The organism is Pandoraea captiosa (genome assembly GCF_902459775.1).
GTDB lineage: Bacteria > Pseudomonadota > Gammaproteobacteria > Burkholderiales > Burkholderiaceae > Pandoraea > Pandoraea captiosa.
The window spans coordinates 390,766-413,312 of sequence record NZ_CABPSQ010000003.1 but is presented as its reverse complement, the minus strand read 5'-3'; the positions used below and the strand labels follow the sequence as shown (position 1 = coordinate 413,312).

The following is a 22,547-nucleotide window of genomic DNA, read 5'->3' as shown; positions in this document are numbered from 1 at the left end:
CCGCCGAGCTATCCCCAGGGGATAGCCGGCACACACAGCCTTCCGCGCGGAACAAACCGGGCGCGCATGGGCTGCGGTTTGTTGACTGACAGCCTTCCGGCCGATGCCGATGCTGGCGACTCGCCAATTCACCGCGAGTCGCTCCCATGGCCAACGAACGCACAGAACCCCTGCAACTGAATCTCGGATCGCTGCGCAGCGCGATGTCGCTGACGCTGCACACGCACCACGCTTCGCGCATCTGGCACGGCCGCGCGCCGACCGAGGGGCGCCCAGGCATCATCGGTCTCAACGGCTTCATCGGCGCCATGAACAAGATGAAGCGCGGCGCCGAGCAGGACGACCCGTACTCGGACTGGTGGATGTTGCGGATCGAGGACAAGCTCGCCGACACCAAGACCCGTCTGCAGACCCTGCGCGACCAGGTGGATCAGGCCTTGGCCGACGTGCCAGCGGCGCTGTCGCTGGGCGAGAACATGAACGTGCAGCCGGTGAAGCTGCCGCTGTTCGTGAACGCCCAGCTCGGCTTCATGGCGGTGTATCTGCTGGCCGACTACGACGACCTGGCACGCAAACTCATCCTGGCGCACCACACGGCGCTGATCGACCGCAGCACCTTGGAGCGCTGGCTCAATGATGGTGCGCACGCGCTGCGCAGCCTGTTCTCGCTGGCCCAGCAGTACCGCTACTCGGGCACGACGCGCGACGACTTCGCGGCGAAGAACGCGGCGGCGCGAGCGGCGCTGGAGAAGTTCGGCGAGTTGCCGCAGGACGTGCTGGAAGGCACGCGCCGCTCGCGCTTCGCGCCACCCATCGCGCGGCGGACGAACAAGCCCGGCACGCCGCCTGCTGCGCCTGCCATCGTGCCCGATGCGCAGGCTCCCACGGGTGGCGCAGCCGATGGTGCGGCGGGCGATGAGGGTGCTGGCGCATGACAGCATCGCCCCCTATCAGCCACTCCACGCGCTTCGTGGCGCTGGAACAGGCGGACTTCCAGCGGCTGGAACACGCAGGCTACCTAAAAGGCCTTTTACAGCCTTTTAAGGGTAAGGGGAGTCTGGAGACCTGGGCCAGCCAGTGCGCAGCGCTGCGCGACGACGTGATTGGCCTGGCGCAGCGGCGCGTGCTGCCCCAGGCGCGCGCCTATCCATTCAGTCTGCTCGACGTGCAACTGGCCCAGCAGGCCACTGGCGCAGGGACGACCTTCCTGCGCTGGCGCAACCTCGACCGTTCCTCCATGGGCGTGGCGTTGTGGGAGGCCCTGCTGGCCAACCCCGCGACGCCGGCCTCGCTGATCGACGAGCTGTACGCGATCGAACTGCAGCGCATCGTGCTGAACATGCAGATCAGCCTGACCCACAGCATCGCTCGCCAAGCCCTGGAATGCGCCAACAAGGCCGCGCAGGCCGAAGCGGCTTACCTGCGGCGCGTCCACGGGCATACCGCGTCCGTTCCACCCACCACCAAGGAGTCACCATGAGCACGCACTTCGTCGGCGAGGGCAACATCGGTTCTGCGCCGGACTACCGCGAATTTCCGAACGGCAACGACGAGCCACGCCGGCTGCTTCGCCTGAACGTCTACTTCGACAACCCGATCCCGAAGAAGGACGGCGAGTACGAAGATCGCGGCGGCTTCTGGGCGCCCGTGGAGCTGTGGCACCGCGACGCCGAGCACTGGAAGACGCTGTACCAGAAAGGCATGCGGGTGCTGGTCGAGGGCCGCACCGTGCGCGACGAATGGGAGGACGCCGACGAGAACGAGCGCGTGACGTTCAAGGTCGAGGCGCGGCGCGTGGGCATCCTGCCGTACCGCATCGAGTCGGTGGCGCTCAGCGCCAAGCCCGCCGGCGGACAGTAATTCGCCCATCGCCGTTCCCCCGAGGGCGGCTGTAGCAACCGTCATACGCCCGCGATGCACCAGCGAGCTATCCCCAGGGGATAGCTCCAAGGTCGTCCACAGAGTTCCAGCCGCCCTCCAGAAACGACGCTCTTGCTGTGCCAGCTCCTGCGGTCTATGCGCACCGCTGCGGCAACGGACCGCCTGCCGATCACAAAGCGGTGTCTGCATCAATCGGCTTCCTTGCTGCCGGCATCTCCTGGCCCCGCCAAGCTGACGCCCATCCGATGAACCGCACATTTCCAAGGAGGCTTCATGCGCGTGTTCCTGTGCGAGAAGCCGTCCCAGGGCAAGGACATCGCCCGTGTGCTGGGTGCCGGTCTACGCGGCAACGGCTGCTACAGCGGCGCCGGTGTCGTCGTGACCTGGTGCATCGGTCATCTGGTGGAGGCGGTTCCACCCGAAGGCTACGGCGAGCAATACAAGCGCTGGGCCATCGAGCAACTGCCCATTCTTCCTGAGCGTTGGCGTGTCGAGCCCAAGGCGGCGACCGCAGCGCAATTCAAGGTCGTGCAGCAGCTCGTCGCCAAGGCGGGCGAGCTGGTGATTGCGACCGACGCCGACCGCGAGGGCGAGATGATCGCCCGCGAGATCATCGAGCTATGCGGCTACCGCGGGCCGATTCAGCGTCTGTGGCTGTCGGCGCTCAACGATGCGTCCATCCGCAAGGCACTGGGCGCGCTCAAGCCCTCGGCGGAGACGCTGCCGCTGTATTTCTCCGCACTCGCCCGATCGCGCGCCGACTGGCTGATCGGAATGAACCTGAGCCGCTTGTTCACACTGCTGGGGCGCCAGGCCGGCTATACCGGCGTGCTGTCGGTGGGGCGCGTGCAGACGCCGACGCTGAAGTTGGTCGTCGATCGTGATCGCGAGATCGCGCGATTCGTCTGCGTACCGTTCTGGGCCATCGAGGTTGCGCTTTCGCATGCAGGCCAGTCCTTCGTCGCAAGCTGGACGCCGCCGCAAGGCAGCACCGACGATGCGGGCCGCTGCCTGCAACAGCCGGTGGCGCAGCAGGCCGCCGAGCGCCTGCGCACGGCCGGCTCCGCCCAGGTGCTGTCGGTAGAAACCGAGCGCGTTCGCGAAGGGCCGCCGCTGCCGTTCGACCTGGGCACGCTGCAGGAGGTGTGCTCCAAGCAGTTGGGCCTCGACGTGCAGGAGACGCTGGACATTGCCCAGGCGCTGTACGAGACGCACAAGGCGACAACGTATCCGCGCTCGGATTCGGGCTACCTGCCCGAGAGCATGCTGGCCGAGGTACCGACCGTACTCGACAGCCTGGTCAAGACCGACCCCAGCCTGCGGCCGCTGATCGAGCGCCTGGATCGCCAACAGCGCTCGCGTGCATGGAACGACGGCAAGGTGTCGGCTCACCACGGCATCATCCCGACGCTGGAGCCCGCCAACCTGTCGGCCATGAACGAGAAGGAACTGGCCGTCTACCGGCTGATCCGCGCTCATTACCTCGCGCAGTTCCTCCCGCACCATGAGTTCGACCGGACGGTAGCGCAGTTCTCGTGCGGCAGTCAGTCGCTGGCAGCCGTGGGCAAGCAGATTGCCGTCATCGGCTGGCGTGAGGTGCTGGCGACGCCGGGGCCGGACGATGCCGATGGCGAGGATGCGCAGCGCAGCCAGGTGCTGCCCGCCCTGCATGCGGGCCTGTCCTGCCCGGTCGGAAAGGTGGATCTCAAGGCGCTGAAGACGCTGCCGCCCAAACCCTACACGCAGGGCGAGCTGATCAAGGCCATGAAGACCGTCGCCAAGTTCGTGACCGACCCGCGCCTGAAACAGAAGCTGCGAGATACCACCGGCATCGGCACCGAGGCGACACGCGCCAACATCATCAACGGTCTGATCGGTCGCGGCTACCTGGTCAAGAAAGGCCGCGCCGTCCGCGCTTCCGACGCGGCATTCACGCTCATCGATGCGGTGCCCTCGGCCATCGCCGACCCCGGCACCACGGCGGTGTGGGAGCAGGCGCTCGACATGATCGAGGCCGGCCAGATGGCGCTGGACACCTTCATCGAGAAGCAGTCCGTGTGGGTCGGCCAGCTCGTGCAGCAGTACCGCGGCGCAACGCTCTCGCTCAAGCTGCCGCCGGCGCCGGCCTGCCCGCAGTGCGGCGCACCGATGCAGCAGCGCACGGGCAAGAGCGGCGCGTTCTGGTCCTGCTCGCGCTACCCGGACTGCATGGGTACGTTGCCGATCGAGTCCCCGACGGGCCGGCGCAGCGCACCGCGCAAGCGGCGCGCTGCCTCCAAGGCGTCCTGATCCTCGCTTCCCCCTGCCGCGCCGGCCCTTCACTGGCGGCGAGGCAAACGTCCCGCACCGCGCGGGACTCCAAAGCGCGCGTCTCCTTCTGCAACGGTGTGCGCGCCCCGTCTGCCCGCCATCGGGCGACGGGGCGAGAAGGTCATTGCTCCCACGAATCGCGCCCGCCGCCATTCCCTTGATCGGTGTGCCTTGCCTCGGTCATGAGGGGCTTCCTGACGCCTTGCCGCCGCGCGAGCCGTGAGGAGGCCCCTTGGGCCGAGGGTATTCCGTGCCGGTGCCCGCCGGCGGAACAACGGGCTCCCTTTGTGTGTGGATGCACGCCAGAGGATTCCGGCCCCAGCCACGAAACGGGCCGGGTGCGATTGCTGACGCAGCGAACGGCTTTGACGACGGCCCGCGCTGACGCAGCCCACAGGTGGTTTTCCTTCCTCTCCAGCCGAAGGCCCGCGTGGCCTTCGGCGCCCTGGTCCTTGCCTTGTCCCGTGAGCGGGCCTGCCCTAAAGCGGGCCGTCCGCGATTCGGTTTTCCCTGCGACGGCAGCCATGCTTCGCGCCCATCCTCACGCCATGCGTTGCTGACAGTCGTCAGCGGCATGCCCTGGCAGTCCCGGTCTTCAAGACTGCAACGCGGTTCGCCGCGTTGACCGATCCAGTCCGCTTCGCATCGCCCACCGCGGACGCTCGCCGGCCTGGCGACGATGCACTTTTCTCAACCACCCGAGGGGAACTCCATCCTCTACGGGATGCGTGCTCCTCGACCCACCAAGGAGCACGGCATGTCTGAACCTTCTGCATCCTCCTCTGCAACCGCAGTGCGCAGTGGTGCGCTGGCGCTGGCCTGGACCGGCAAGCGTTTGCCGCTACAGGTGCTGCGCAGCGCGGCCGGCCACTACATCGGCACGCAAGACGACGAAGGCCCGGTATCGCGGGAGTCCGTCGAGTATTTCCCAAACCACCTCGCAGCACAGCGCGCCCTGGATACCCATGCCTGGACACAGCGCGCTCACCCCTGATTCCCACCCTTCAAGGAGTTCTCTCATGAATCTGTCTTTACCCGAAGACGTGCTCGATCAGATGGCGCTGGAACAGGCGCACTTCGACGCTGCACCGCAGGCCTTCTTCGAGGCCTGGAAGCGCGGCGCGCAGATCGCCAGCCACGAGTGGTTCGGCGACGGCACACGCGAAGGTCTGCAGCGTGCCACCACCAAGTGGGACCTGCGGCCCAACATGCTGATGCTCAACGACGCCCTGGGCGTGCTGAGCAGCGGTCAACGCATGTTCCTGTCCGCGATGGTGAGCTTCTACAACTCCCGCGAGGGCGGCGCGATGCTCAAGCGTTGCGGCTTCGAGGGGCTGTCCGACTTCGGCGGCCTCGATCTGGAACGGCGCCAGGTCATCGCTGACCTCACGCTGCACTACAACGGCTGGTGAGCCGCGCCTGGCAACCCACCGTCTTTTCATCCCACCCCACGAGGGACATGCGTCCCCGTTCGGGGCCATGTCCCTCCTTCTTTTCGCAGGAGCGGCCATGTCCCGAATCATGATCTTCCACTGATCTGCACCGCCCGCCACCAGGGCGGCCCGACGCCGCGGCCGGCTGACCGGCTGCCACTTCATCCACTCGCTGGGGTTCAATCCCCGGCAGGGGATTGCCTCGGCCATCCTCTGCTGGAGGAATCCCATGTCCCATTCCAACAATCCCTTCGTCCGCGGCTACGGTGGCCTGTCCGTGCAGCGGCTGCTCGCCATTTCCTGCGACGACGACTGCCCGCTGAGCTATCTGCCGCTGCACGTCTCGCAGTCGCACCTGCCGGACAGCCAGGTGGAGCGCCATGCCTGCGTCTTCTGCGACGACTTCGCGCTGATCACGGAAGGCCAGAACGTGCCGCCCGAACTGGACGCGCAGTGTCCCAGCCACGGCATCGCCCGAAACCTCGTCTACGCCGTCATGGCCGAAGAAGCCGGCAAGCCGCTGCACGTCGGCGACACCTACTCCGAGGAAGCCGCGCGCGAGGTGGTACGCCGCCTGCGCTTCGAGACCGGGTTCTACAGCCGTGCCTGGGAAATCAGTTCGGCGCACATCACCGAGGAGGCCGGCCGCTTCCTCGCCGAACTGGCGGACATCGCCACGCCGAGCGGTTTTCTGTTCGTCGCCTTCCGCATTCCCTACAGCCCGGCGGTCGGCTTGAAGCTGATCGCCACGCCCTGGACGGATGCGAACCTGCAGCATGTCGAGGGCATCACCGCCGAAGAGCTGCGGCAGGAGCACCGGGCCAAGGGCGTGCCGGAGTCCCTCGTGGAAGTGTTGCACCTGGCTGCGCACGCCGACGTTCGCATGTTGGTGTTCGATGCCGACGCGCCCGTGCTGGACGGGCTGACGCTCTACGACGACGAGTAACCCCCTCCTGAGCCCCCCTGCGGGGCTCTTCTTTTTCGCGCAACGCGGTGGCGGCGCGTTGCCGATTCCCGGCGGACGGCCGTCGCCATGTGCCGCACGCTGGCCGCATGTTTGCTGGCGTTGCCGGCAGCATGCCCAGGCAGTCGAGACCTTCAAGACTGCGGCACGGTTCGCCGTGCTGGTTGTTTCGTTCTCCGGGCGCACCCGCGTCCATCCACCTCACCCTCAAGGGACAGACCTCCCTTGCGGGCGGGAGTCCCTTGGTTGCCACAAGGAGTCTCCCCATGGATACCCAAGCCATCCGTGCACAGATGCCGACGCTTGTCGTCGGTCATGTGCCTTCCAACGTTCGTTCGTTCAAGTTCAACATCTTCGACGGCCAGCCCAAGGTTTCGACGCTGGGCTTTCACATCGACCCGAAGCCCTTTGAGGGCAAGGTCATCGCCACCACCGACGAGGCCATCGTCGTCAAGACGGGACGGGCCGAGTTCGCGGTGCTCGATCGCACGCTCGTGACCGAAGTGCCCGACGAGGGCGCCAAGGTGCAGGTCGAACCGTATGTCAGACGCCGCTTCGACGGTCAGCGGGCGGACACGCCCGAGGAGCAGACCGAGTTCACCGCCGACGGCCAGCCCTACACGGTGAAGCGGTTCGTGCTCGGGTCCGCACCAGCGAAGCTGCCGATTCCCGAGGCGCGCTGCCCCGAGCTGCAGGAGCTGGTCGACCAACTTGAGCAGTTGCCCGCTCCCGATGGTTTCCGGCGCATCACCCACATGCTGGTGGATGCCGGTGCGCGGGACATCACCTGGGTCGATCCGCTGCCCGCCGACATCATCCGCACGCCGCCGGCCATCGGCTTCACCGTCGCCACGACGAAGTTCCAGGGTCGCGTCACCGTGCTGTATGAGCGTGGCCTCGACCTCTACGCGGTGGAGCTGCGCCGCGACGGCGAGCTGATCGAACGGGTCGATGAGGTGTTCTTCGACAGCCTCGGCGAGACGCTGGAACGGCTGATCGACGACGGGAGCTGGAGGCGCATCCGCGTGCAGTGCCTGTCGGGCCGCAAGGCTGTCCGGCACTGACCTCCCAGCAGCTTCCCGCCCTCGCGGCGGGAAGCCTCTCTTCCTGCCTTCCTGGAGATCCCACCCATGACTGTTCGATTCAAAGGCACGGAGCTGCGGCCCGTGCTCGCCGAAGCGGTGGCGAATCAATGCCGCATCATCCTGGTCAAGGATCAGGGCGTGTACTTCCTGGCCGAGCGCGGCGAGCGCCGACCCGATGGTCGCCTGAAGACCATCGCCTATACCGCCGGCTGCAACCCGGATGTCGATGCGTTCGATGACTGGTGGGAGCTGGCGCGCGCCGAGTTCGGTGGCGACGACTTCGGCGAGTTCTTCGATCCGCAGGAGGGCGTGTTTGCGCGCATCCTGCACAGCGAGGACGACCTCGACGTGTCCGCCACCGCGACACACCTGTCGCTGCAGGCGGTTCCTTCCACGCCCAGCGGTAACTGACCGCCCATCCCTGGCCCCCGCTCCGGGGCCTCTTTCTTCCCGGCAATGCGGACAGCCGCGAGTGCCGATTGCCGCTCGCCTGCGCGCCGTCCCGGCGCCACGCTTCCGGCCATGTTCCGCTGACGTCCGTCAGCGACATGCCCAGGCAGCCACGATCTTCAAGGCTGCGACGCGGTTCCGACCGCGTTGATCACTCCAGTTCGCACCGGCATCCATGCGCGAACGGCCATCGGTTCTCGATGGCGATGCCACCAAGCTGTTCCATCAACCCACGCGGGGGGTTCACACCTTCCCCGCCTTGGGTCGGGTGTGTCTCCGCGTCTTTGTTCTTCAGGAGATTCACCATGACCACTTCCACCGAAAAGTCCTACTTCGATCTGCACATCACCGGCCTCGGGTACCTCAATCGCATCCGCGAAGTGAAGCCCAAGAAAGGCGATGCGTTCCTGGCCTGCGATATCGCAGCGCTCAATGGTCCCAGCGATGACGTCTCGTATGTGCGTTTCGACACGCGCGTATCGGGATCGGAGGCGCAGCACCTGGTGCGCCGCTGCATTCAGGCGGTCGACGCCGAGAAGAAGGTGATGATCGGCTTCCGCCTGGGCGACCTGTGGACCGACACCTTCACCTACTCCAAGGGCAAGCGTGCCGGCGAACAGGGGGTGAGCCTCAAGGCCCGCCTGCTGTTCGTCAGTTGGATCAAGGTCGACGGCAAGTTCGTCTACAAGGCCGAACCCAAGCCGACCGAGACCGATGAGCGCGACCCGGAAGTCCCTGTGACGTCCGACGCGCCCGCCGCGCAGCAAGCCTCGGCACCGGAGCCTTCCAGGCCCGTCGCCGATGCTGCCGACGACGCTGCCGATGCCCCCGCATTGGCCGTTGCCGAGTCGTTCTGATCCGCAAGGCCCCATCCCCGGGGCCTTGTCTTCTCTTCGTCCGCAGGAGACCTTCATGATCACCATTCCCGGCCAACTGGCCATCAAGACCATCCACGGCAGGAACGGCGACTTCAACGTCGGCCGCCTGGCGACCTCGATCGGCGAGTTCGTCGTGAAGAACGCCGAACTCGATCAGTACCGCGAGGGCAAGTACGACGGTGATTTCGTCATCGTCGAGATTCGCCCCTCCACGTACAACGCCAACGGCCGCATGGTCATCGAGATCCGCGCCCATCTGGGCGGGATGACGCTGTCCAACATCGACGCCCTGAGCCGCGACGAAGCCCGCCGGCTGAGTCCGCAGGAAGTCGATCCGATCGACGAGGAAGCGCAGACGCCCGCGCCGGCATCGCCCCCGGCCAAGCCGAAGGCGAAGTCGCGCAGTCCGCGTGATCCCCTGGTCGATACCACGCCGTTCGGCAGCGAACCGGCTCCCGTGTCCGCTGCGGCCTCGGCCGAGGCAGACGACGCGGCGCTGTTCGGTGCCTTGTGGCCCCTGGGCGAGACCGTGAAGCTCGATGCGACCGTGGATCGTCGTGTGCTGCGTCAGCAGCGCGACCGCCTCGACAAGCTCGGCTACGAGTTCGCTCCGTTGTCCCAGGACTGGCACCTCAAAGCTGCCTGATCCATCCGCCGCCTTGCGCGGCATTCCGCCACCCGCCGGGGTTCTCCCCCGACGGGGAGGGCTCTGGCCTTTTCTTCAAGGAGACCCTCATGGGCTGGACCTTCGTTCGTCAGACGCGTGATCAGTTGATCCGCGAGCTGCTCGCTCCGCAGGCGTCCGAACGCGCCTGCTGCGAAATCATCGACCACACGCTGGACGGCGACGTTCTGTGGACCGTGGTTCGCGTCACCGCCAAGCAGGCGGGCGTCATGGGCCTCGCGGCCGGTGAGTCCGTCTGCTACATCGGCTGCCATCTGCTGGAAAGCTCGGGCGGCGATTGGGGCTACAAGTCCCTCGATGAGTCCGTGCATCCGTACTACTACTCGTGCCCGCTGCGCTATCTCGACATGGCGCCGGTGCAAAGCTCCGAGTGGCGCGAGCGGGTTCACCGCTTCCACGCGGGGCGCGCTGTCTAGCGGCACGCATCTTCCTTCACCCAACCGGGGCGAGCACGGCCCCGCGGGCTGTGGTTGCTCCTTCATTTCCAAGAGGACATCACCATGCCTGCACCTTCTTCCGCGAAACCGCTGTACCGCATCGACGAATGTCCCGACCTCATGGCCGACGGTTGCGTCGGTGACGAGCAGGGCAATCTCGTCTTTCTCTCGATCTGGGCGCGCGACACCGCCGTTCAGGAGTTCCTTGCCCGCCTGACCCTCGGCCGGGATGAACAGGGGCTCGACCAGTTCCACGTCATCACCGAGCAGGGCGCATCCATCCCGGTCTTCGTCGGCAATGTCGAAAACCTGGAAAAGCGCATCACCCGCGCCTATCGGCGAACGCTGTTCGGTTCGCTGACGAATGTGTGGCTGTTCGATCGTCGCTGCGTGAAGCCAGACAAGGCCAACGCCAGCGCGCTGGCGCTTCTGCCCAGGGATTCCGCTCACCGGCTCGACCGGCTGTGGACGCTGGTGCAGGACACCTGCCCGCTGCCACTGCTCGACCACTGGCGCGACACCGTGCTGGAGCTGTTGCAGACACGGCGGATGCTGACCGGTCTTCCTTTGGCCCTCGGGCCGCTGGAAGGCCATCGGCTGGCCCTCGATGTCCCGGCGCTGACGAAGGCGTTGGGCGAGCTGATCCGCAACGGCACCCTCGGCGCCACGCAGTACGAACTGGCCGCGAACGCACCGCTTCGGCGTGTGGCGTGAGCCATCCCCACGGGCATGCGCGCCGCGCGTGCCCGCCTTCCCTCATCCATCATCAGGAGAAATCCATGGCACTCATGTTTCCGCGCCTGGCGCGCAATTTCATTCGTAACGGCTACTTCCCCACTGACGAACCGACGCTGGAGCGGGCCTTGTCCGCGCTGGCGCCGTCTTCCGGCGCCATGTCCATCCTCGATCCCTGCGCCGGCGAAGGCGTGGCGATCGCCGAAGCCGCCCACGCCCTCGGGCGCGAGCAGGTCCAGGCCTTCGCCGTCGAGTACGACGCCGAGCGTGCCCGCCACGCACGGCAACTGGTCGATCGCTGCATCCACGGTGACCTGATGGACACGCTGATCTCGCGCCAGTCCTTCGGGCTGCTGTGGCTGAACCCGCCGTATGGCGACCTGAGCAAGGACGTGAACGGCAACATCGGCTATCAGGGCCAGGGCCGTGCGCGGCTGGAAAAGCTGTTCTATCAGCGTGCGCTGCCGCTGCTGCAGTACGGCGGCGTGCTGATCTTCATCGTGCCGTCCTACGTGCTCGACGCCGAGCTGGTCGGATGGCTGACGCGCCACTTCGCCGACCTGCGTATCTACCGTGCGGTGGAGACGCAGTTCAAGCAGGTGGTGATCTTCGGTCGCAGGATTCGTCAACGCGACCAGGCGTCGGAGTCGGTCAAAGCCGTGCGCGGTCTGCTGCTGCAGATCGGACAGGGCGACGCCGAAGCCGAGGAGCTGCCGCTGGAATGGCCGTTCCTGCCGTACACCGTCCCTGCCAGCCCGGTCGAGCCGGAGCACTTCTATCGCGTGACGATGGAGCCCGAGCAGTTCGCCGATGAAGTCGGCCGGCTGCAAGGGCTCTGGCCGGCGCTCGATACCCACCTGGGCGCCGCGCAGCAATCGCTGCGTCCGCCCGCGCGGGCCTTGTCGCACTGGCATCTCGCCCTGGCTCTGGCCGCAGGCGCGATCTCCGGCGTGGTGACGTCCAAGAGCGGGCGCGTGCTCGTCGTCAAAGGTGATACCCACAAGGAGAAGACCCTCCAGACGGAATACACCGAACGCGACGACGGCTCCGTGGCCGAGACGCGCATCCTCACCGACAAGTTCGTGCCGGTCATTCGTGCATGGGACTTGACGCTGGGCTCGCCCACGTGGGGCGAAGTGCTGACCATCCGCTGATCGCTGTTCCCTGACGGTTCGCCGTCGCCCTCATCCACCCACCGGGGTCACGTCGCCCCGATGGGGTGCCGTGACCCCTTCTTCCAGAAGGAGAAACCACCATGGCACTCGCAGTCCTCAACCTCGCGTCACAAGCACGCTTTTCGCCCGGGCAGGTGGTCATGACCGCCGGCGTCGACGAGCTGGTCCGACAGGGCCGGCTCAACCCCACGCCGTACCTGCGCCGCCATCTTCATGGCGAATGGGGCGACCTGAGCGACAGCGATCGGCGGCAGAACGACGCCGCGCTGAAGTCTGGCGAGGATCGTCTGTTCTCGTCCTACCAGGTCACGCGCGACCTGAAGCTCTGGATCATCACCGAATGGGATCGCAGCGTCACCACGCTGCTGTTGCCCAGCGAATACTGATCCGCATCCAGCGGCCTCGCGCCGCTTCTTTCTTCCCACCCAGGGGCATGTCACCGCCCCGTGGGGGAGGTGCATGCCCCCATTGCTTTGGAGCATCACCATGTCCCTCGATCTCGAAACCGTTCCCGAAACCGCTGTGCAGGGCGACCTGCTCGAAGCGGCCGCTTCACCCCTCACGCTCAGCCTGCAGGACTTCGTATCGGAGTTCGGCGACGAACTGCTCGACTCACTCAACCGCGCCAATCCTCCGGTCTACACCGGCCAGGTGCGGGTGCATCGGCAACTGATCCTCGCCGCGCTCAAGCGCAAGCTGTTCCCGGCGCAAGCCGATGTGGTCCACGCCGTCACCGAGCTGTTGGTCGATCGCGGCGAACGCGCCGCGGTCGTCAATGGCGAGATGGGCTGCGGCAAGACGACCGTCGGCATCGCCACGGCCGCCGTGCTCAACGCCGAAGGCTACCGCCGCACCCTGGTGCTCTCGCCACCCCACCTGGTGTACAAGTGGCGGCGCGAAATCCAGGAGACGGTGGCCGGCGCCAAGGTCTGGGTGCTCAATGGCCCGGACACGCTGGTCAAGCTGCTGAAACTGCGCGAGCAGTTGGGCGTGCCCGCTCAGGCCCAGGAGTTCTTCGTCCTGGGCCGCGTGCGGATGCGGATGGGGTTCCACTGGAAGCCTGTCTTCGGTCGGCGGCGCACGCCTCACGGTGACGTGGCAGCGTGCCCGGATTGCGGCCACATCATCACCGACCTCGACGGCGAGCCGATCAACCCGGTCGAGCTGGAAGCCGAGGAGTCCCGCCGCAAATGCAGCCACTGCCATGCACCGCTGTGGTCGTTGATCCGTCCCAGAGGCCTGTCCGCCAGCGACCAGTCCTCGACCGTGCTCAAGGCGCTGAAGCGTATTCCAACCATCGGGGAAGTCACCGCGCAGAAGCTGATGCAGAAGTTCGGCGACGCCTTCCTCGCGTCGATGCTCGGGGACAACATCCACGAGTTCATCAACCTGATGGATGGCAACGGCGAGCTGGTCTTCTCGGACCGGCAAGCCCATCGCATGGAACGTGCGATGGCCAACATGGAATTCGGCTTCGGTGAGGGCGGCTACCAGCCGTCCGAGTTCATCAAGAGGCAGCTTCCCCAAGGCACGTTCGACCTGCTCATCGCCGACGAGGCGCACGAGTACAAGAACGGCGGCTCCGCCCAGGGCCAAGCCATGGGGGTGTTGGCGGCCAAGGCGCGCAAGACGCTGCTGCTCACCGGCACGCTGATGGGCGGCTACGGCGACGACCTATTCCACCTGCTGTTCCGAGCCCTGCCGGGGCGGATGATCGAAGACGGCTACCGGCCGACGAAGAGCGGCAGCATGACGTCGGCCGCGATGGCGTTCATGCGCGATCACGGTGTCTTGAAGGACATCTATTCCGAGAGCACTGGCACGGCGCACAAGACGGCCAAGGGCACCAAGGTATCGGTGCGCACGGTCAAGGCGCCGGGCTTCGGTCCGAAGGGCGTGCTGCGGTGCGTCCTGCCGTTCACGGTCTTCCTCAAGTTGAAGGACATCGGTGGCAACGTGCTGCCGCCCTACGACGAGGAGTTCCGCGAAGTCGCGATGGACACGGCGCAGGCCGCGGCCTACCGCGATCTGGCGGGTCGGCTGACCCAGGAGCTGAAGCAGGCTCTGGCGAAGCGCGACACGACGCTGCTCGGTGTGGTCCTCAACGTGCTGCTGGCCTGGCCGGACTGCTGCTTCCGGTCGGAAACGGTGGTGCATCCGCGCACGCGCAACACCTTGGCGTTCGTACCGGCTCAGTTCAACGAGCTGGAGGTGATGCCCAAGGAGCGCGAGCTGATCGAGATCTGCAAGCAAGAGAAGGCGGAAGGTCGCAAGACCCTGGTCTATTCGGTCTACACCGGCACGCGCGATACCACGTCGCGTTTGAAGGTGCTGCTGGAGCAGGAAGGCTTCAAGGTTGCGGTACTGCGCGCGAGCGTGGATGCCTCCCGCCGCGAGGACTGGATCGCCGAGCAGTTGGACCGTGGTATCGACGTGCTCATCACCAATCCCGAGCTGGTGAAAACCGGCCTGGACCTGCTGGAGTTCCCGACCATCGTGTTCCTCCAGTCCGGCTACAACGTGTATTCGCTGCAGCAGGCCGCCCGGCGCTCATGGCGCATCGGCCAGAAGCAGCCGGTGCGCGTGATCTACCTGGGCTATGCCAACTCCTCGCAGATGACCTGCCTGGGGTTGATGGCCAGGAAGATCATGGTCTCGCAAAGCACGTCGGGAGACGTACCCGAGTCGGGCCTGGATGTTCTGAACCAGGATGGTGATTCCGTCGAGGTCGCACTGGCCCGGCAGCTTGTCACGGTCTGATCCATGTGCCCATGCCGGTGGCCCCTCGGGGTCGCCGGCTTCTTTCCACGGCCCTTCGGGGCCGTTTTTCTTGGGCGTATGACAGTCCATGGCGCTGCCCAGCCATGTATTCGGGCGGGCGTCAGTGCGTTTTGTTTGCTGCCCGCAGGCCAAGCGGCGGCGATGGTGAGCGCTCCGTGTTCCAGGAAGCGCCCTCCATGCAACCGTCCATCCGCGCTGTTCACCGCCTGGCCCTCGCCGCTGGCTTGCTTGCCGGCAGCCTGTTGGCCGCCGGCTGCGCCACGACCGCCGCGCCGTCTGCGCCAGCGGTGCCGGCCGCATCGCCGACCGCCGTCGCGCCGGAGCCGGGTTTCGTTCCGGTGGCCCGCTACGGCCGCTACACCCTGGTCGAGCTGGTGCCGGAACCTGCGCAGCGTGATCTCTTGCAGCAGGCGGTGGAAGTCTCGATTCCGCCCATGCTTGATGCCAGCGTGGGCGATGCCATGCGCCATGTGCTCCTGCGCTCGGGCTACCGGCTCTGCGATGCGCCCGAGGCCGCCGCGCTCTACGCGCTGCCGCTGCCCGCCGCACACCTGCGCCTGGGTCCGCTGATGCTGCGCGATGCCTTGCTGACCCTTGCCGGCCCCGTCTGGGAGCTGTCCGTCGATGACTTGACCCGCCAGGTCTGCTTCAGCCGGCACGGTGCTTCCACCTTCCTTTCCGCCAACCCGCCCGGCACCGCCACGCCCGCGCCGGACGCCGACCGGCCCGAGGAGATGCAGCCATGACCTTTCTCCACGCGCCATCCGAGCGCAATTCCCGCACGCGTTGGCTCAATGTCGCCGCGGCCTTCTGGCTGCTGCTCATCAGTGCCGTGGCACTCATCAACAGCGTCGGCCTGTCGCGGCTCGCCGAACAGACCCAGAGCAGCGCACAGGATGCGCAGGTCAATGCGCCGGGCCTGCGCGTGGCCGATCTCGAACAACAGGCCGATGCGGACAAGCGCCGGCCGGCGCCGATCAGCCAGGCCGAATTCGCCAATGCGCGGCAGGCGCTGGACGAACGGATGACGCGCCTCGAAGAGGCCGAGGAGGCGAGGGCCCTGGCCATCGACCTGCAGACGCTGCAGGCGCGCGTGAACGGAATCGAAACCCGCCTGGAGAAGACCCGGCAGGTGGCATCCGCCGCTCGCCCGCGCGCTCCGGTTGCGACGAAGCCCAAGGTGCCGGAGCCGCCGTTCCGGGTGCTCGGCGTGGAGCTGCGGGGAGGCGAGCGCTTTCTGTCGATCACCTCCACCGCCGCGGCCTCGCTCGCGGGTGCCCGGCTGCTACGCGAGGGCGATGCCGAGGGCGGCTGGCAACTGCAGTCCATCGAGGCGCAGGCGGGCGTGTTCCAGGTGAACGGCCAGACGCAGCGCGTTGCGGTGCCGTAGGAGGTCGCCATGAACCTGCGGTCGTTGCTCGCTGCCGTCGTCCTGTTCGCCGCTTTCGGCGCATCCGCCCAGCCGGCCCCGGTGACGCACTCGCGCATGGTGCCCGCCCAGGTGCAGCCGGGCGCTGATGCCGCGCTCGACGAGAGGCTGGCGCGGGCGTGGGGGCTTCGCTCCGAGGAGTGGGCACGTTACCGGCAACTGATGCAGGGGCCGCTCGGGGTCTATTCGCCCCAGCTCGATCCGCTCACGGCGCTGGGCATCGAGGCCCGCAGCGAGGAGGAGCGCAGGCGCTACGCGGAGTTGCAGGTGCAGGCCGAGGCCCGGCGCGTCGGCAAGACGCTGGCCTACCAGCGGGCCTACGACGCGGCGTGGCAGCGCCTGTTTCCCGGCCAGCCGCGCGTGAGCCTGCCCGGCGCCAAGGCGCAGGGTGCCGGCAACACCGGCTCGGGGCGCCTGGCCGTGTTCGTCAAGGCCGAGTGCGCACCGTGCGCGCAGCGCGTGCAGCAGTTGCAGGCGGCCGGCACGGCCTTCGACCTCTACATGGTCGGCAGCCGTCAGGACGACGCGCGCATCCGGCAGTGGGCCACCCAGGCGGGCATCGACCCGGCCAGGGTGCGCGCCCGCACCATCACGCTCAACCACGATGCGGGGCGCTGGCTGTCGCTCGGCCTGCCCGGCGATCTGCCGGCCGTGGTGCGCGAGGTGAACGGTCAATGGCAGCGGCAATAGGTACTCCGGGCCAGGAGCGTCGGCCATCCCGCGTCGCCATCCGCTGCGCCAGCGCCGTGCTGCTGCTCGCCACCGGCGGCTGGGCGTTGGCCGCCCTGGCGCGGGAAGTGCCGCCGCCGGCCTATCAACTGGCGGCGCATCGCGCAGCCGTGCCGGCGGCGGTGCTGTACGCGGTGGCCCTGCAGGAGAGCGGCGCCATGCTGCGCGGGCGCCTGATCCCCTGGCCGTGGACGCTCAACGTCGCCGGCTCGCCACAGCGCTACGCCACCCGCGCCGAGGCCTGCGCGGGGCTGCACCGTGCGCTCGCCCACACGCCGGCCAATCGCATCGACGCCGGCCTCGGCCAGGTCAATCTCGGCTACCACACGCATCGCTACACGCAGCCCTGCGAGCTGCTGGACCCATACCGCAACCTCGCCATCGCTGCGGAAATCCTGCGCGAACAGCACACGCCGGGCGAGGACTGGCTGCTTGCCATCGGCCGCTACCACCGGCCCGCCGGCGGGGTGCCCGCGGCGCGCTACCGGCGCAGTGTGCATCGGCACCTGACCCGCGTGCTCGACCCCGGCGTTCCCGTTCCAACCCTTCAGGCCACCACGCCATGAACCACATCGTCCTCATCGCCGCCATCGGGCTGCTGTGCACGACCACCGTCTTCGCCCAGACCGTCTCCGCGCCGCTGATCGTCGTCGAAGACCGCGGCGGCGACTCCGCGCTGCCGTACTACCGGCCGCTGAATCCCCAGCCGGATCAGGCCACGCCGCCGGCCCCGATGCCGACCCCTCGCGTGGGCACCGCGGCCGACGCCGAAGCCGCCATGCTGCCGGTGCGCTCGACGCAACTGTCGCCGGGCGAGGTGCAGCGCCGCGTCATCCGGGCGCCGGGCCTCACGGCGCTATTCCTGATCGGCGACGACGAGCGTTCGCGCGCCTGGCTGCGGCAGCGGCAGGCCGCGCTGCGCGAGCTGGGGGCCGTGGGCCTGGTGGTCAACGTCGAGTCGATGACCGCGCTGACGGCGCTGCGTAGGCTGGCGCCCGGCCTGATCCTGTCGCCGGCCTCCGGCGACGACCTGGCCCAGCGCCTGGGCCTGCGCCACTACCCGGTGCTTATCACGTCCACCGGCATCGAGCAGTAGGTGCGCAAATGGCCCAACCGCATGCGGTCGAGGTTCTGCTGCGGCCAGCGGTGGAGCTTCATACCGTGGCGGTCTGCACCGGCGCCGCGATTCTGTGCCTGGTGGCACCGTGGTCGCTCGCGCTGAATCCGCTGCTCGGCCTGGGCTCGGCGCTGGCCTTCCTGACCTTCGGCGCGATTCGCCTGCGCGATGCCTGGGCGATCCTGCGCTATCGCCGCAACATCCGCCGCTTGCCGCGCTACGTGATGACCAGCCGCGACGTGCCGGTGAGTCAGCAACGGCTGTTCGTCGGCCGGGGCTTTCGCTGGGAGCAGCGACACACGCATCGGCTGATGCAGACCTACCGGCCGGAGTTCCGCCGCTATGTCGAGCCGACGGCGATCTACCGGGCCGCCCGGCGGCTGGAGGAGCGGCTTGAGTTCGCGCCGTTTCCCGTCTCGACGCTGGCGCGCGCGCTGGCCTGGGACAGCCCGCTCAACCCGGCGCGGCCGCTGCCGCCGGTCGGCGGACTGCCGCGCCTGCATGGCATCGAGCCGCACGAGGTCGACGTCACGCTGCCGCTGGGCGAGCGGGTCGGCCACACCCTGGTGCTGGGCACCACGCGCGTGGGCAAGACGCGGCTGGCCGAGCTGTTCATCACCCAGGACATCCGCCGCAAGGTCCGCGGCGAGCACGAGGTGGTGATCGTCTTCGACCCCAAGGGCGATGCGGACCTGTTGAAGCGCATGTACGTCGAGGCCAAGCGCGCCGGGCGCGAAGGCGAGTTCTACGTCTTCCATCTGGGCTGGCCGGACATCTCGGCGCGCTACAACGCCGTGGGCCGGTTCGGGCGAATCTCCGAGGTGGCCACGCGCATCGCCGGGCAGCTCTCGGGCGAAGGCAACAGCGCCGCCTTCCGCGAATTCGCCTGGCGCTTCGTCAACATCATCGCGCGCGCCCTGGTCGAACTGGGGCAGCGGCCGGACTACCTGCTGATCCAGCGCCACGTCATCAACATCGACGCGCTGTTCATCGAGTACGCCCAGCACTACTTCGCCAAGAACGAGCCGAAGGCCTGGGAGGTCATCGTCCAGCTCGAAGCGAAGCTGAACGACAAGAACATCCCGCGCAACATGATCGGGCGCGAGAAGCGCGTGGTGGCCCTCGAACAGTACCTGTCCCAAGTGCGCGTCTATGACCCGGTGCTCGACGGCCTGCGCAGCGCCGTGCGCTACGACCGGACGTACTTCGACAAGATCGTCGCTTCGCTGCTGCCGCTGCTGGAGAAGCTCACCACCGGCAAAATCTCGCAACTGCTCGCACCGAACTATTCCGACCTGTCCGACCCGCGGCCAATCTTCGACTGGATGCAGGTCATCCGCAAACGTGCGGTCGTCTACGTGGGGCTGGATGCGCTGTCCGACGCCGAAGTCGCGGCGGCGGTGGGCAACTCGATGTTCAGCGATCTGGTCTCGGTCGCCGGCCACATCTACAAGTTCGGCATCGACGACGGGCTGCCCGGCGCAGCGGTGGGCGCCAAGATTCCGATCAACGTCCACGCCGACGAATTCAATGAACTCATGGGCGACGAGTTCATCCCGATGATCAACAAGGGCGGCGGTGCCGGCGTACAGGTGACGGCCTACACGCAGACCTTGAGCGACATCGAGGCGCGCATCGGCAACCGTGCCAAGGCCGGCCAGGTGGTCGGCAACTTCAACAACCTGTTCATGCTGCGCGTGCGCGAGACCGCCACCGCCGAACTGCTGACGCGACAACTGCCCAAGGTCGAGGTGTATGCCACGGCACTGATGAGCGGCGCCACCGACAGCTCCGACCCGCACGGCAATACTGCCTTCACGTCCAACACCCAGGACCGCATCAGCAGCAACAGCGTGCCGTTGATCGAGCCGGCGCATGTGGTGGCGCTGCCCAAGGGGCAGTGCTTCGCGCTGATCGAGGGCGGCAACCTCTGGAAAGTCCGCATGCCGCTGCCGGCACCCGATCCCGACGAAGCCATGCCGAAGGATCTGCAGGAGCTGGCCGGCTACATGCGACAGCACTACGTCGAGGCAGGAGACTGGTGGGAAAACCAAGGCATCCCCGGCCTGCAGGACAAGGCGCTGCCCGACGACCTGCTGGACGACTTCAAGCAGATGGCCGCCGCTGAAGAGGCCGAAGCATGAGCGATCCGGCCGTCGCGGCCCAGCGCCAGCAGCAACGACAGCAGGGGCTGATCGCCGGCCTGGTCACGCTGCCGTTCCGCTTCTTCGGCGTGCTGTGCGGCGCGCTGCTGCTGTGCATCCTGATCGAATGCGTCGGCATGCACTTCTTCTGGCCCGATCAGGGCTGGCGCCACGCGCAGGGCATGCTGCACTACGAGCTGGAGCAGCTCTCCACGCATTTCACGCGCAGCGCGCTGGTGCAGGAGCCGGGGCGCACCGCGCACCGGCTGGTCGAGCAGGGCTACGACTGGCTGTTCGTGAAGAGCGGCCTGCTGGACTGGATACGCGACGCTTCGGCGCAGGCCAGCGCCGGCAGCCGCCGCCCGACCAAGGATTTCCGCTACTACATCGGCTTGGTCTACGTGAACGTGGAGAGCTACCTGATCGCGGCGGCCTACACGACGCTGGTCTTCCTCGTGCGGCTGCTGGTGCTGTGCCTGACCCTGCCGCTGTTCCTGATGGCCGCCTTCGTCGGGCTGGTGGACGGCCTGGTGCGCCGGGACATCCGCCGCTTCGGCGCGGGACGCGAGTCGGGGTTCATCTATCACCGCGCCAGGGCCAGCCTGATCCCGCTGGCCGTGCTGCCGTGGGTGACTTACCTCGCTCTGCCGGTCAGCGTGAACCCGCTGCTGATCCTGCTGCCCAGCGCCGCATTGCTCGGCGTGGCGGTGTGCATTGCGGCGGCGACGTTCAAGAAGTACCTGTAAGAACGCGCGAATGGCGTATAGGAGTAACCTCCTTGCGGTCGTGGCCGTGATCGCTTTTCAGCGGCGCCTGCTTCGCCCCGGCCATGGCAGTTCTCCCGTCAGTTCAGCCAAGCCTCCATCGTCTTCGACACGTGCGCCGAAGCGGTTCACCTCAACCTCCGGCAAATCGTCGCTGTCGAACCATAGCAAGGAGATGGTGGTATCGGTGCGCTGGTAATGTCTTGAAAGTTCCCAGAGGTCAAGGCCCTTTTCCCAGTTGTCGAACCAGACGTCCTGTGAAACTTCCCCCGTATCAGTGGAGCTATTCCCTGAAGAGCGGATTCGGTGAGCCACGGAGCCTGCTGGAATGACTGACCTGGGAGGTATCCAGGCCCCAGCTTGCCGCAAGGCCGTTGAGCGTGCGGCATACCGCACCGCACCGCGCTCCATGGTGACGAATGCGCACGGCATGTCACTAAGACTGGCAAACCTTGACGCCGCTGCAGGGAATGATGTGCCGAACAAGTCGGCCATGTGTTGGATGAGATCCAGGGAGGGCTCTTCCTTGGGAACAGCGGAGAGCCATTGCTGATAGGGCATCAGCAGTTCAGCGGCAAACGTGTCGCAGGCGATCTCGTTCGGATGTCGCTTTGCATAGGACCATGACGGCACCTCGTCGTGACTTGATTCCAAGCCGAGCACGATATGAGCTATTTCGTGGCAGACAGTGAAGCGCTGGCGCTCTTCGGTTTCCAGCGAATTCACCGTGATGATGTGCTTCCCGTTCGGCTTGGTAACGGTATAGCCGGACTCCCCATCGCCAAGCTCATCCTTCTTGACCTTGGCGTTAGCCGCGGTCACATACGGGGACAGGTCTTCTCGGATGTTCGAAACATCGACTCTCGCGACAAACGCGCGCGCTCTCTGCCTGACATCCGCCTCGTCCATGTTCAGTCGTCCTCGTCGTCGTCGAAGGCCTTCTTGATTCGGGCGATGAGCGTCGCGGGATCAGGCCTTGCATTTCCCCGATGCCTGACTCCAGCCGCGGCCGAAAAAACATCGATGCTGATCGAGGGATCTTGTAGCACGAATTCAACAAGGCTTGGATCAGCATCTGCGTGGTCAACCAGCCACATCACGAGTGCGGCATCTCTTTCCCCCGGCTTGAGAACCTTCAATAGCTTCTCAACCAAGTCTTGGGATGGGTTTGTCTTCTCGCCTGTTTCGAGACGGTGGACATAAGCATGATCAACTGACGATAGCTGGCCGATCTCACGCAGGGAAAGGGTTCTGCGTTCGCGTAGCGTCTTGAGGGCGACGCCTAGGCCTGTTTGCGGCATGAGTTCTGATCCTTGCGGTTGCGGGAAGAAGGGCCAAGCCCTCTGTTGCCCCTCCACATCCGGTTGATGTTCAAAGGCGCACACCGCACGCCCAGTTGCACCGGCGCACGCGCTCTGATACATTGTTGTCCAGCCAGACAACAGATGTAGGTTTTACGCCTGCTCCAGGTTGGATTGGCTCGGCCTTCCTGTTGTCTGCGTGAGCAACGAATTGTGCTACAGCGGGCGGCCGTTGACAACCTAGCCGAG

Annotated in this window: 26 protein-coding genes; 23 read left to right on the top strand and 3 right to left on the bottom strand. The window is 66.7% G+C overall.

Going from position 1 to position 22,547, the window contains the following annotated elements; all coding sequences use genetic code 11:
* Positions 1-146 precede the first annotated feature (146 nt).
* The 9 genes from PCA31118_RS12460 to PCA31118_RS12415 all read left to right on the top strand — a co-directional run bounded on the left by PCA31118_RS12460 (position 147) and on the right by PCA31118_RS12415 (position 8,084).
* Complete coding sequence (locus PCA31118_RS12460; RefSeq protein ID WP_150625509.1) at positions 147-935, top strand: PFL_4669 family integrating conjugative element protein; 789 nt, start codon at positions 147-149, stop codon at positions 933-935.
* A complete protein-coding gene (locus tag PCA31118_RS12455; RefSeq protein ID WP_004362273.1) occupies positions 932-1,480 on the top strand; it encodes a DUF3158 family protein in 549 nt (182 codons plus the stop codon). The genes PCA31118_RS12460 and PCA31118_RS12455 overlap by 4 nt, the downstream gene beginning before the upstream one ends.
* Positions 1,477-1,860, top strand: a complete 384-nt coding sequence (locus PCA31118_RS12450; protein ID WP_004362284.1) for a single-stranded DNA-binding protein — start codon at positions 1,477-1,479, stop codon at positions 1,858-1,860. Before PCA31118_RS12455 ends, PCA31118_RS12450 begins: the two co-directional genes overlap by 4 nt.
* A gap of 294 nt (positions 1,861-2,154) precedes the next feature.
* Positions 2,155-4,170, top strand: a complete 2,016-nt coding sequence (locus PCA31118_RS12445; RefSeq protein WP_150625508.1) for a DNA topoisomerase III — start codon at positions 2,155-2,157, stop codon at positions 4,168-4,170.
* 778 nt (positions 4,171-4,948) lie between these two features.
* Positions 4,949-5,185: a hypothetical protein gene (locus tag PCA31118_RS12435; RefSeq protein WP_013982118.1), complete on the top strand. Its 237-nt coding sequence runs from the start codon at positions 4,949-4,951 to the stop codon at positions 5,183-5,185.
* A gap of 25 nt (positions 5,186-5,210) precedes the next feature.
* Positions 5,211-5,603 (top strand): hypothetical protein, encoded by a 393-nt coding sequence (locus tag PCA31118_RS12430; protein WP_150625507.1) that lies wholly within the window; start codon positions 5,211-5,213, stop codon positions 5,601-5,603.
* A gap of 250 nt (positions 5,604-5,853) precedes the next feature.
* The gene (locus PCA31118_RS12425; RefSeq protein WP_150625506.1) at positions 5,854-6,570 is read left to right on the top strand and encodes a DUF5983 family protein; all 717 of its coding nucleotides are present in this window, start codon (positions 5,854-5,856) and stop codon (positions 6,568-6,570) included.
* A 284-nt stretch (positions 6,571-6,854) separates the two neighbouring features.
* Positions 6,855-7,652 carry a GTPase gene (locus tag PCA31118_RS12420; protein ID WP_150625505.1) on the top strand — a complete coding sequence of 266 codons (798 nt, stop codon included), beginning with the start codon at positions 6,855-6,857 and terminating at the stop codon, positions 7,650-7,652.
* Between the two features lie 66 nt (positions 7,653-7,718).
* Positions 7,719-8,084 carry a DUF3085 domain-containing protein gene (locus PCA31118_RS12415; RefSeq protein WP_150625504.1) on the top strand — a complete coding sequence of 122 codons (366 nt, stop codon included), beginning with the start codon at positions 7,719-7,721 and terminating at the stop codon, positions 8,082-8,084.
* Between the two features lie 190 nt (positions 8,085-8,274).
* Here PCA31118_RS12415 and PCA31118_RS27020 read toward each other — a convergent pair whose 3' ends face one another.
* Complete coding sequence (locus PCA31118_RS27020) at positions 8,275-8,430, bottom strand: hypothetical protein (protein WP_174990438.1); 156 nt, start codon at positions 8,428-8,430, stop codon at positions 8,275-8,277.
* Between PCA31118_RS27020 and PCA31118_RS12410 the strand changes: the two genes are divergently transcribed.
* The 14 genes from PCA31118_RS12410 (at position 8,429) to PCA31118_RS12345 (ending at position 20,979) form a co-directional block, all read left to right on the top strand.
* Positions 8,429-8,980, top strand: coding sequence for an STY4534 family ICE replication protein (locus tag PCA31118_RS12410; protein ID WP_150625503.1), 552 nt, complete (start codon positions 8,429-8,431; stop codon positions 8,978-8,980). The genes PCA31118_RS27020 and PCA31118_RS12410 overlap by 2 nt on opposite strands.
* A 55-nt stretch (positions 8,981-9,035) precedes the next feature.
* On the top strand, positions 9,036-9,647 hold the full coding sequence (locus PCA31118_RS12405) for a DUF3275 family protein (RefSeq protein WP_033990364.1): 612 nt from the start codon (positions 9,036-9,038) through the stop codon (positions 9,645-9,647).
* An 89-nt stretch (positions 9,648-9,736) separates the two neighbouring features.
* Complete coding sequence (locus PCA31118_RS12400) at positions 9,737-10,102, top strand: hypothetical protein (RefSeq protein WP_150625502.1); 366 nt, start codon at positions 9,737-9,739, stop codon at positions 10,100-10,102.
* A gap of 84 nt (positions 10,103-10,186) precedes the next feature.
* A complete protein-coding gene (locus tag PCA31118_RS12395) occupies positions 10,187-10,837 on the top strand; it encodes a hypothetical protein (protein WP_003141029.1) in 651 nt (216 codons plus the stop codon).
* Between the two features lie 65 nt (positions 10,838-10,902).
* Positions 10,903-12,012 carry a DUF6094 domain-containing protein gene (locus PCA31118_RS12390; RefSeq protein WP_150625501.1) on the top strand — a complete coding sequence of 370 codons (1,110 nt, stop codon included), beginning with the start codon at positions 10,903-10,905 and terminating at the stop codon, positions 12,010-12,012.
* A 101-nt stretch (positions 12,013-12,113) separates the two neighbouring features.
* A complete protein-coding gene (locus tag PCA31118_RS12385; protein WP_016851994.1) occupies positions 12,114-12,419 on the top strand; it encodes a hypothetical protein in 306 nt (101 codons plus the stop codon).
* 100 nt (positions 12,420-12,519) lie between these two features.
* Positions 12,520-14,793, top strand: a complete 2,274-nt coding sequence (locus tag PCA31118_RS12380) for a helicase-related protein (RefSeq protein ID WP_150625500.1) — start codon at positions 12,520-12,522, stop codon at positions 14,791-14,793.
* 197 nt (positions 14,794-14,990) lie between these two features.
* A complete protein-coding gene (pilL2, locus tag PCA31118_RS12375; RefSeq protein ID WP_150625499.1) occupies positions 14,991-15,560 on the top strand; it encodes a PFGI-1 class ICE element type IV pilus protein PilL2 in 570 nt (189 codons plus the stop codon).
* Positions 15,557-16,204, top strand: a complete 648-nt coding sequence (locus tag PCA31118_RS12370) for a hypothetical protein (protein ID WP_150625498.1) — start codon at positions 15,557-15,559, stop codon at positions 16,202-16,204. The genes pilL2 and PCA31118_RS12370 overlap by 4 nt, the downstream gene beginning before the upstream one ends.
* A 9-nt stretch (positions 16,205-16,213) precedes the next feature.
* Positions 16,214-16,933: a TIGR03759 family integrating conjugative element protein gene (locus PCA31118_RS12365; protein WP_150625497.1), complete on the top strand. Its 720-nt coding sequence runs from the start codon at positions 16,214-16,216 to the stop codon at positions 16,931-16,933.
* On the top strand, positions 16,918-17,538 hold the full coding sequence (locus PCA31118_RS12360; RefSeq protein WP_150625496.1) for a lysozyme family protein: 621 nt from the start codon (positions 16,918-16,920) through the stop codon (positions 17,536-17,538). The genes PCA31118_RS12365 and PCA31118_RS12360 overlap by 16 nt, the downstream gene beginning before the upstream one ends.
* Positions 17,535-18,068: an integrating conjugative element protein gene (locus PCA31118_RS12355; protein WP_150625495.1), complete on the top strand. Its 534-nt coding sequence runs from the start codon at positions 17,535-17,537 to the stop codon at positions 18,066-18,068. Before PCA31118_RS12360 ends, PCA31118_RS12355 begins: the two co-directional genes overlap by 4 nt.
* Positions 18,069-18,076: 8 nt before the next feature.
* Entirely contained in the window at positions 18,077-20,233 is a 2,157-nt protein-coding gene (gene traD / locus PCA31118_RS12350) for a type IV conjugative transfer system coupling protein TraD (RefSeq protein WP_150625494.1), read from the top strand.
* Positions 20,230-20,979, top strand: coding sequence for a TIGR03747 family integrating conjugative element membrane protein (locus PCA31118_RS12345; protein WP_150625493.1), 750 nt, complete (start codon positions 20,230-20,232; stop codon positions 20,977-20,979). The genes traD and PCA31118_RS12345 overlap by 4 nt, the downstream gene beginning before the upstream one ends.
* A gap of 57 nt (positions 20,980-21,036) precedes the next feature.
* Here PCA31118_RS12345 and PCA31118_RS12340 read toward each other — a convergent pair whose 3' ends face one another.
* Entirely contained in the window at positions 21,037-21,906 is an 870-nt protein-coding gene (locus tag PCA31118_RS12340; RefSeq protein WP_017462927.1) for an ImmA/IrrE family metallo-endopeptidase, read from the bottom strand.
* Positions 21,907-21,908: 2 nt separating this feature from the next.
* Complete coding sequence (locus tag PCA31118_RS12335) at positions 21,909-22,298, bottom strand: helix-turn-helix domain-containing protein (RefSeq protein ID WP_017462926.1); 390 nt, start codon at positions 22,296-22,298, stop codon at positions 21,909-21,911.
* Between the last annotated feature and the right edge of the window lie 249 nt (positions 22,299-22,547).

Bases quoted from the DNA above. Each gene is read 5' to 3' on its own strand.
- PCA31118_RS12460 (WP_150625509.1), top strand. From the start codon at position 147: ATGGCCAACGAACGCACAGAACCCCTGCAACTGAATCTCGGATCGCTG.
- PCA31118_RS12455 (WP_004362273.1), top strand. From the start codon at position 932: ATGACAGCATCGCCCCCTATCAGCCACTCCACGCGCTTCGTGGCGCTG.
- PCA31118_RS12450 (WP_004362284.1), top strand. From the start codon at position 1,477: ATGAGCACGCACTTCGTCGGCGAGGGCAACATCGGTTCTGCGCCGGAC.
- PCA31118_RS12445 (WP_150625508.1), top strand. From the start codon at position 2,155: ATGCGCGTGTTCCTGTGCGAGAAGCCGTCCCAGGGCAAGGACATCGCC.
- PCA31118_RS12435 (WP_013982118.1), top strand. From the start codon at position 4,949: ATGTCTGAACCTTCTGCATCCTCCTCTGCAACCGCAGTGCGCAGTGGT.
- PCA31118_RS12430 (WP_150625507.1), top strand. From the start codon at position 5,211: ATGAATCTGTCTTTACCCGAAGACGTGCTCGATCAGATGGCGCTGGAA.
- PCA31118_RS12425 (WP_150625506.1), top strand. From the start codon at position 5,854: ATGTCCCATTCCAACAATCCCTTCGTCCGCGGCTACGGTGGCCTGTCC.
- PCA31118_RS12420 (WP_150625505.1), top strand. From the start codon at position 6,855: ATGGATACCCAAGCCATCCGTGCACAGATGCCGACGCTTGTCGTCGGT.
- PCA31118_RS12415 (WP_150625504.1), top strand. From the start codon at position 7,719: ATGACTGTTCGATTCAAAGGCACGGAGCTGCGGCCCGTGCTCGCCGAA.
- PCA31118_RS12410 (WP_150625503.1), top strand. From the start codon at position 8,429: ATGACCACTTCCACCGAAAAGTCCTACTTCGATCTGCACATCACCGGC.
- PCA31118_RS27020 (WP_174990438.1), bottom strand. From the start codon at position 8,430: ATGGTGAATCTCCTGAAGAACAAAGACGCGGAGACACACCCGACCCAA.
- PCA31118_RS12405 (WP_033990364.1), top strand. From the start codon at position 9,036: ATGATCACCATTCCCGGCCAACTGGCCATCAAGACCATCCACGGCAGG.
- PCA31118_RS12400 (WP_150625502.1), top strand. From the start codon at position 9,737: ATGGGCTGGACCTTCGTTCGTCAGACGCGTGATCAGTTGATCCGCGAG.
- PCA31118_RS12395 (WP_003141029.1), top strand. From the start codon at position 10,187: ATGCCTGCACCTTCTTCCGCGAAACCGCTGTACCGCATCGACGAATGT.
- PCA31118_RS12390 (WP_150625501.1), top strand. From the start codon at position 10,903: ATGGCACTCATGTTTCCGCGCCTGGCGCGCAATTTCATTCGTAACGGC.
- PCA31118_RS12385 (WP_016851994.1), top strand. From the start codon at position 12,114: ATGGCACTCGCAGTCCTCAACCTCGCGTCACAAGCACGCTTTTCGCCC.
- PCA31118_RS12380 (WP_150625500.1), top strand. From the start codon at position 12,520: ATGTCCCTCGATCTCGAAACCGTTCCCGAAACCGCTGTGCAGGGCGAC.
- pilL2 (WP_150625499.1), top strand. From the start codon at position 14,991: ATGCAACCGTCCATCCGCGCTGTTCACCGCCTGGCCCTCGCCGCTGGC.
- PCA31118_RS12370 (WP_150625498.1), top strand. From the start codon at position 15,557: ATGACCTTTCTCCACGCGCCATCCGAGCGCAATTCCCGCACGCGTTGG.
- PCA31118_RS12365 (WP_150625497.1), top strand. From the start codon at position 16,214: ATGAACCTGCGGTCGTTGCTCGCTGCCGTCGTCCTGTTCGCCGCTTTC.
- PCA31118_RS12360 (WP_150625496.1), top strand. From the start codon at position 16,918: ATGGCAGCGGCAATAGGTACTCCGGGCCAGGAGCGTCGGCCATCCCGC.
- PCA31118_RS12355 (WP_150625495.1), top strand. From the start codon at position 17,535: ATGAACCACATCGTCCTCATCGCCGCCATCGGGCTGCTGTGCACGACC.
- traD (WP_150625494.1), top strand. From the start codon at position 18,077: ATGGCCCAACCGCATGCGGTCGAGGTTCTGCTGCGGCCAGCGGTGGAG.
- PCA31118_RS12345 (WP_150625493.1), top strand. From the start codon at position 20,230: ATGAGCGATCCGGCCGTCGCGGCCCAGCGCCAGCAGCAACGACAGCAG.
- PCA31118_RS12340 (WP_017462927.1), bottom strand. From the start codon at position 21,906: ATGGACGAGGCGGATGTCAGGCAGAGAGCGCGCGCGTTTGTCGCGAGA.
- PCA31118_RS12335 (WP_017462926.1), bottom strand. From the start codon at position 22,298: ATGCCGCAAACAGGCCTAGGCGTCGCCCTCAAGACGCTACGCGAACGC.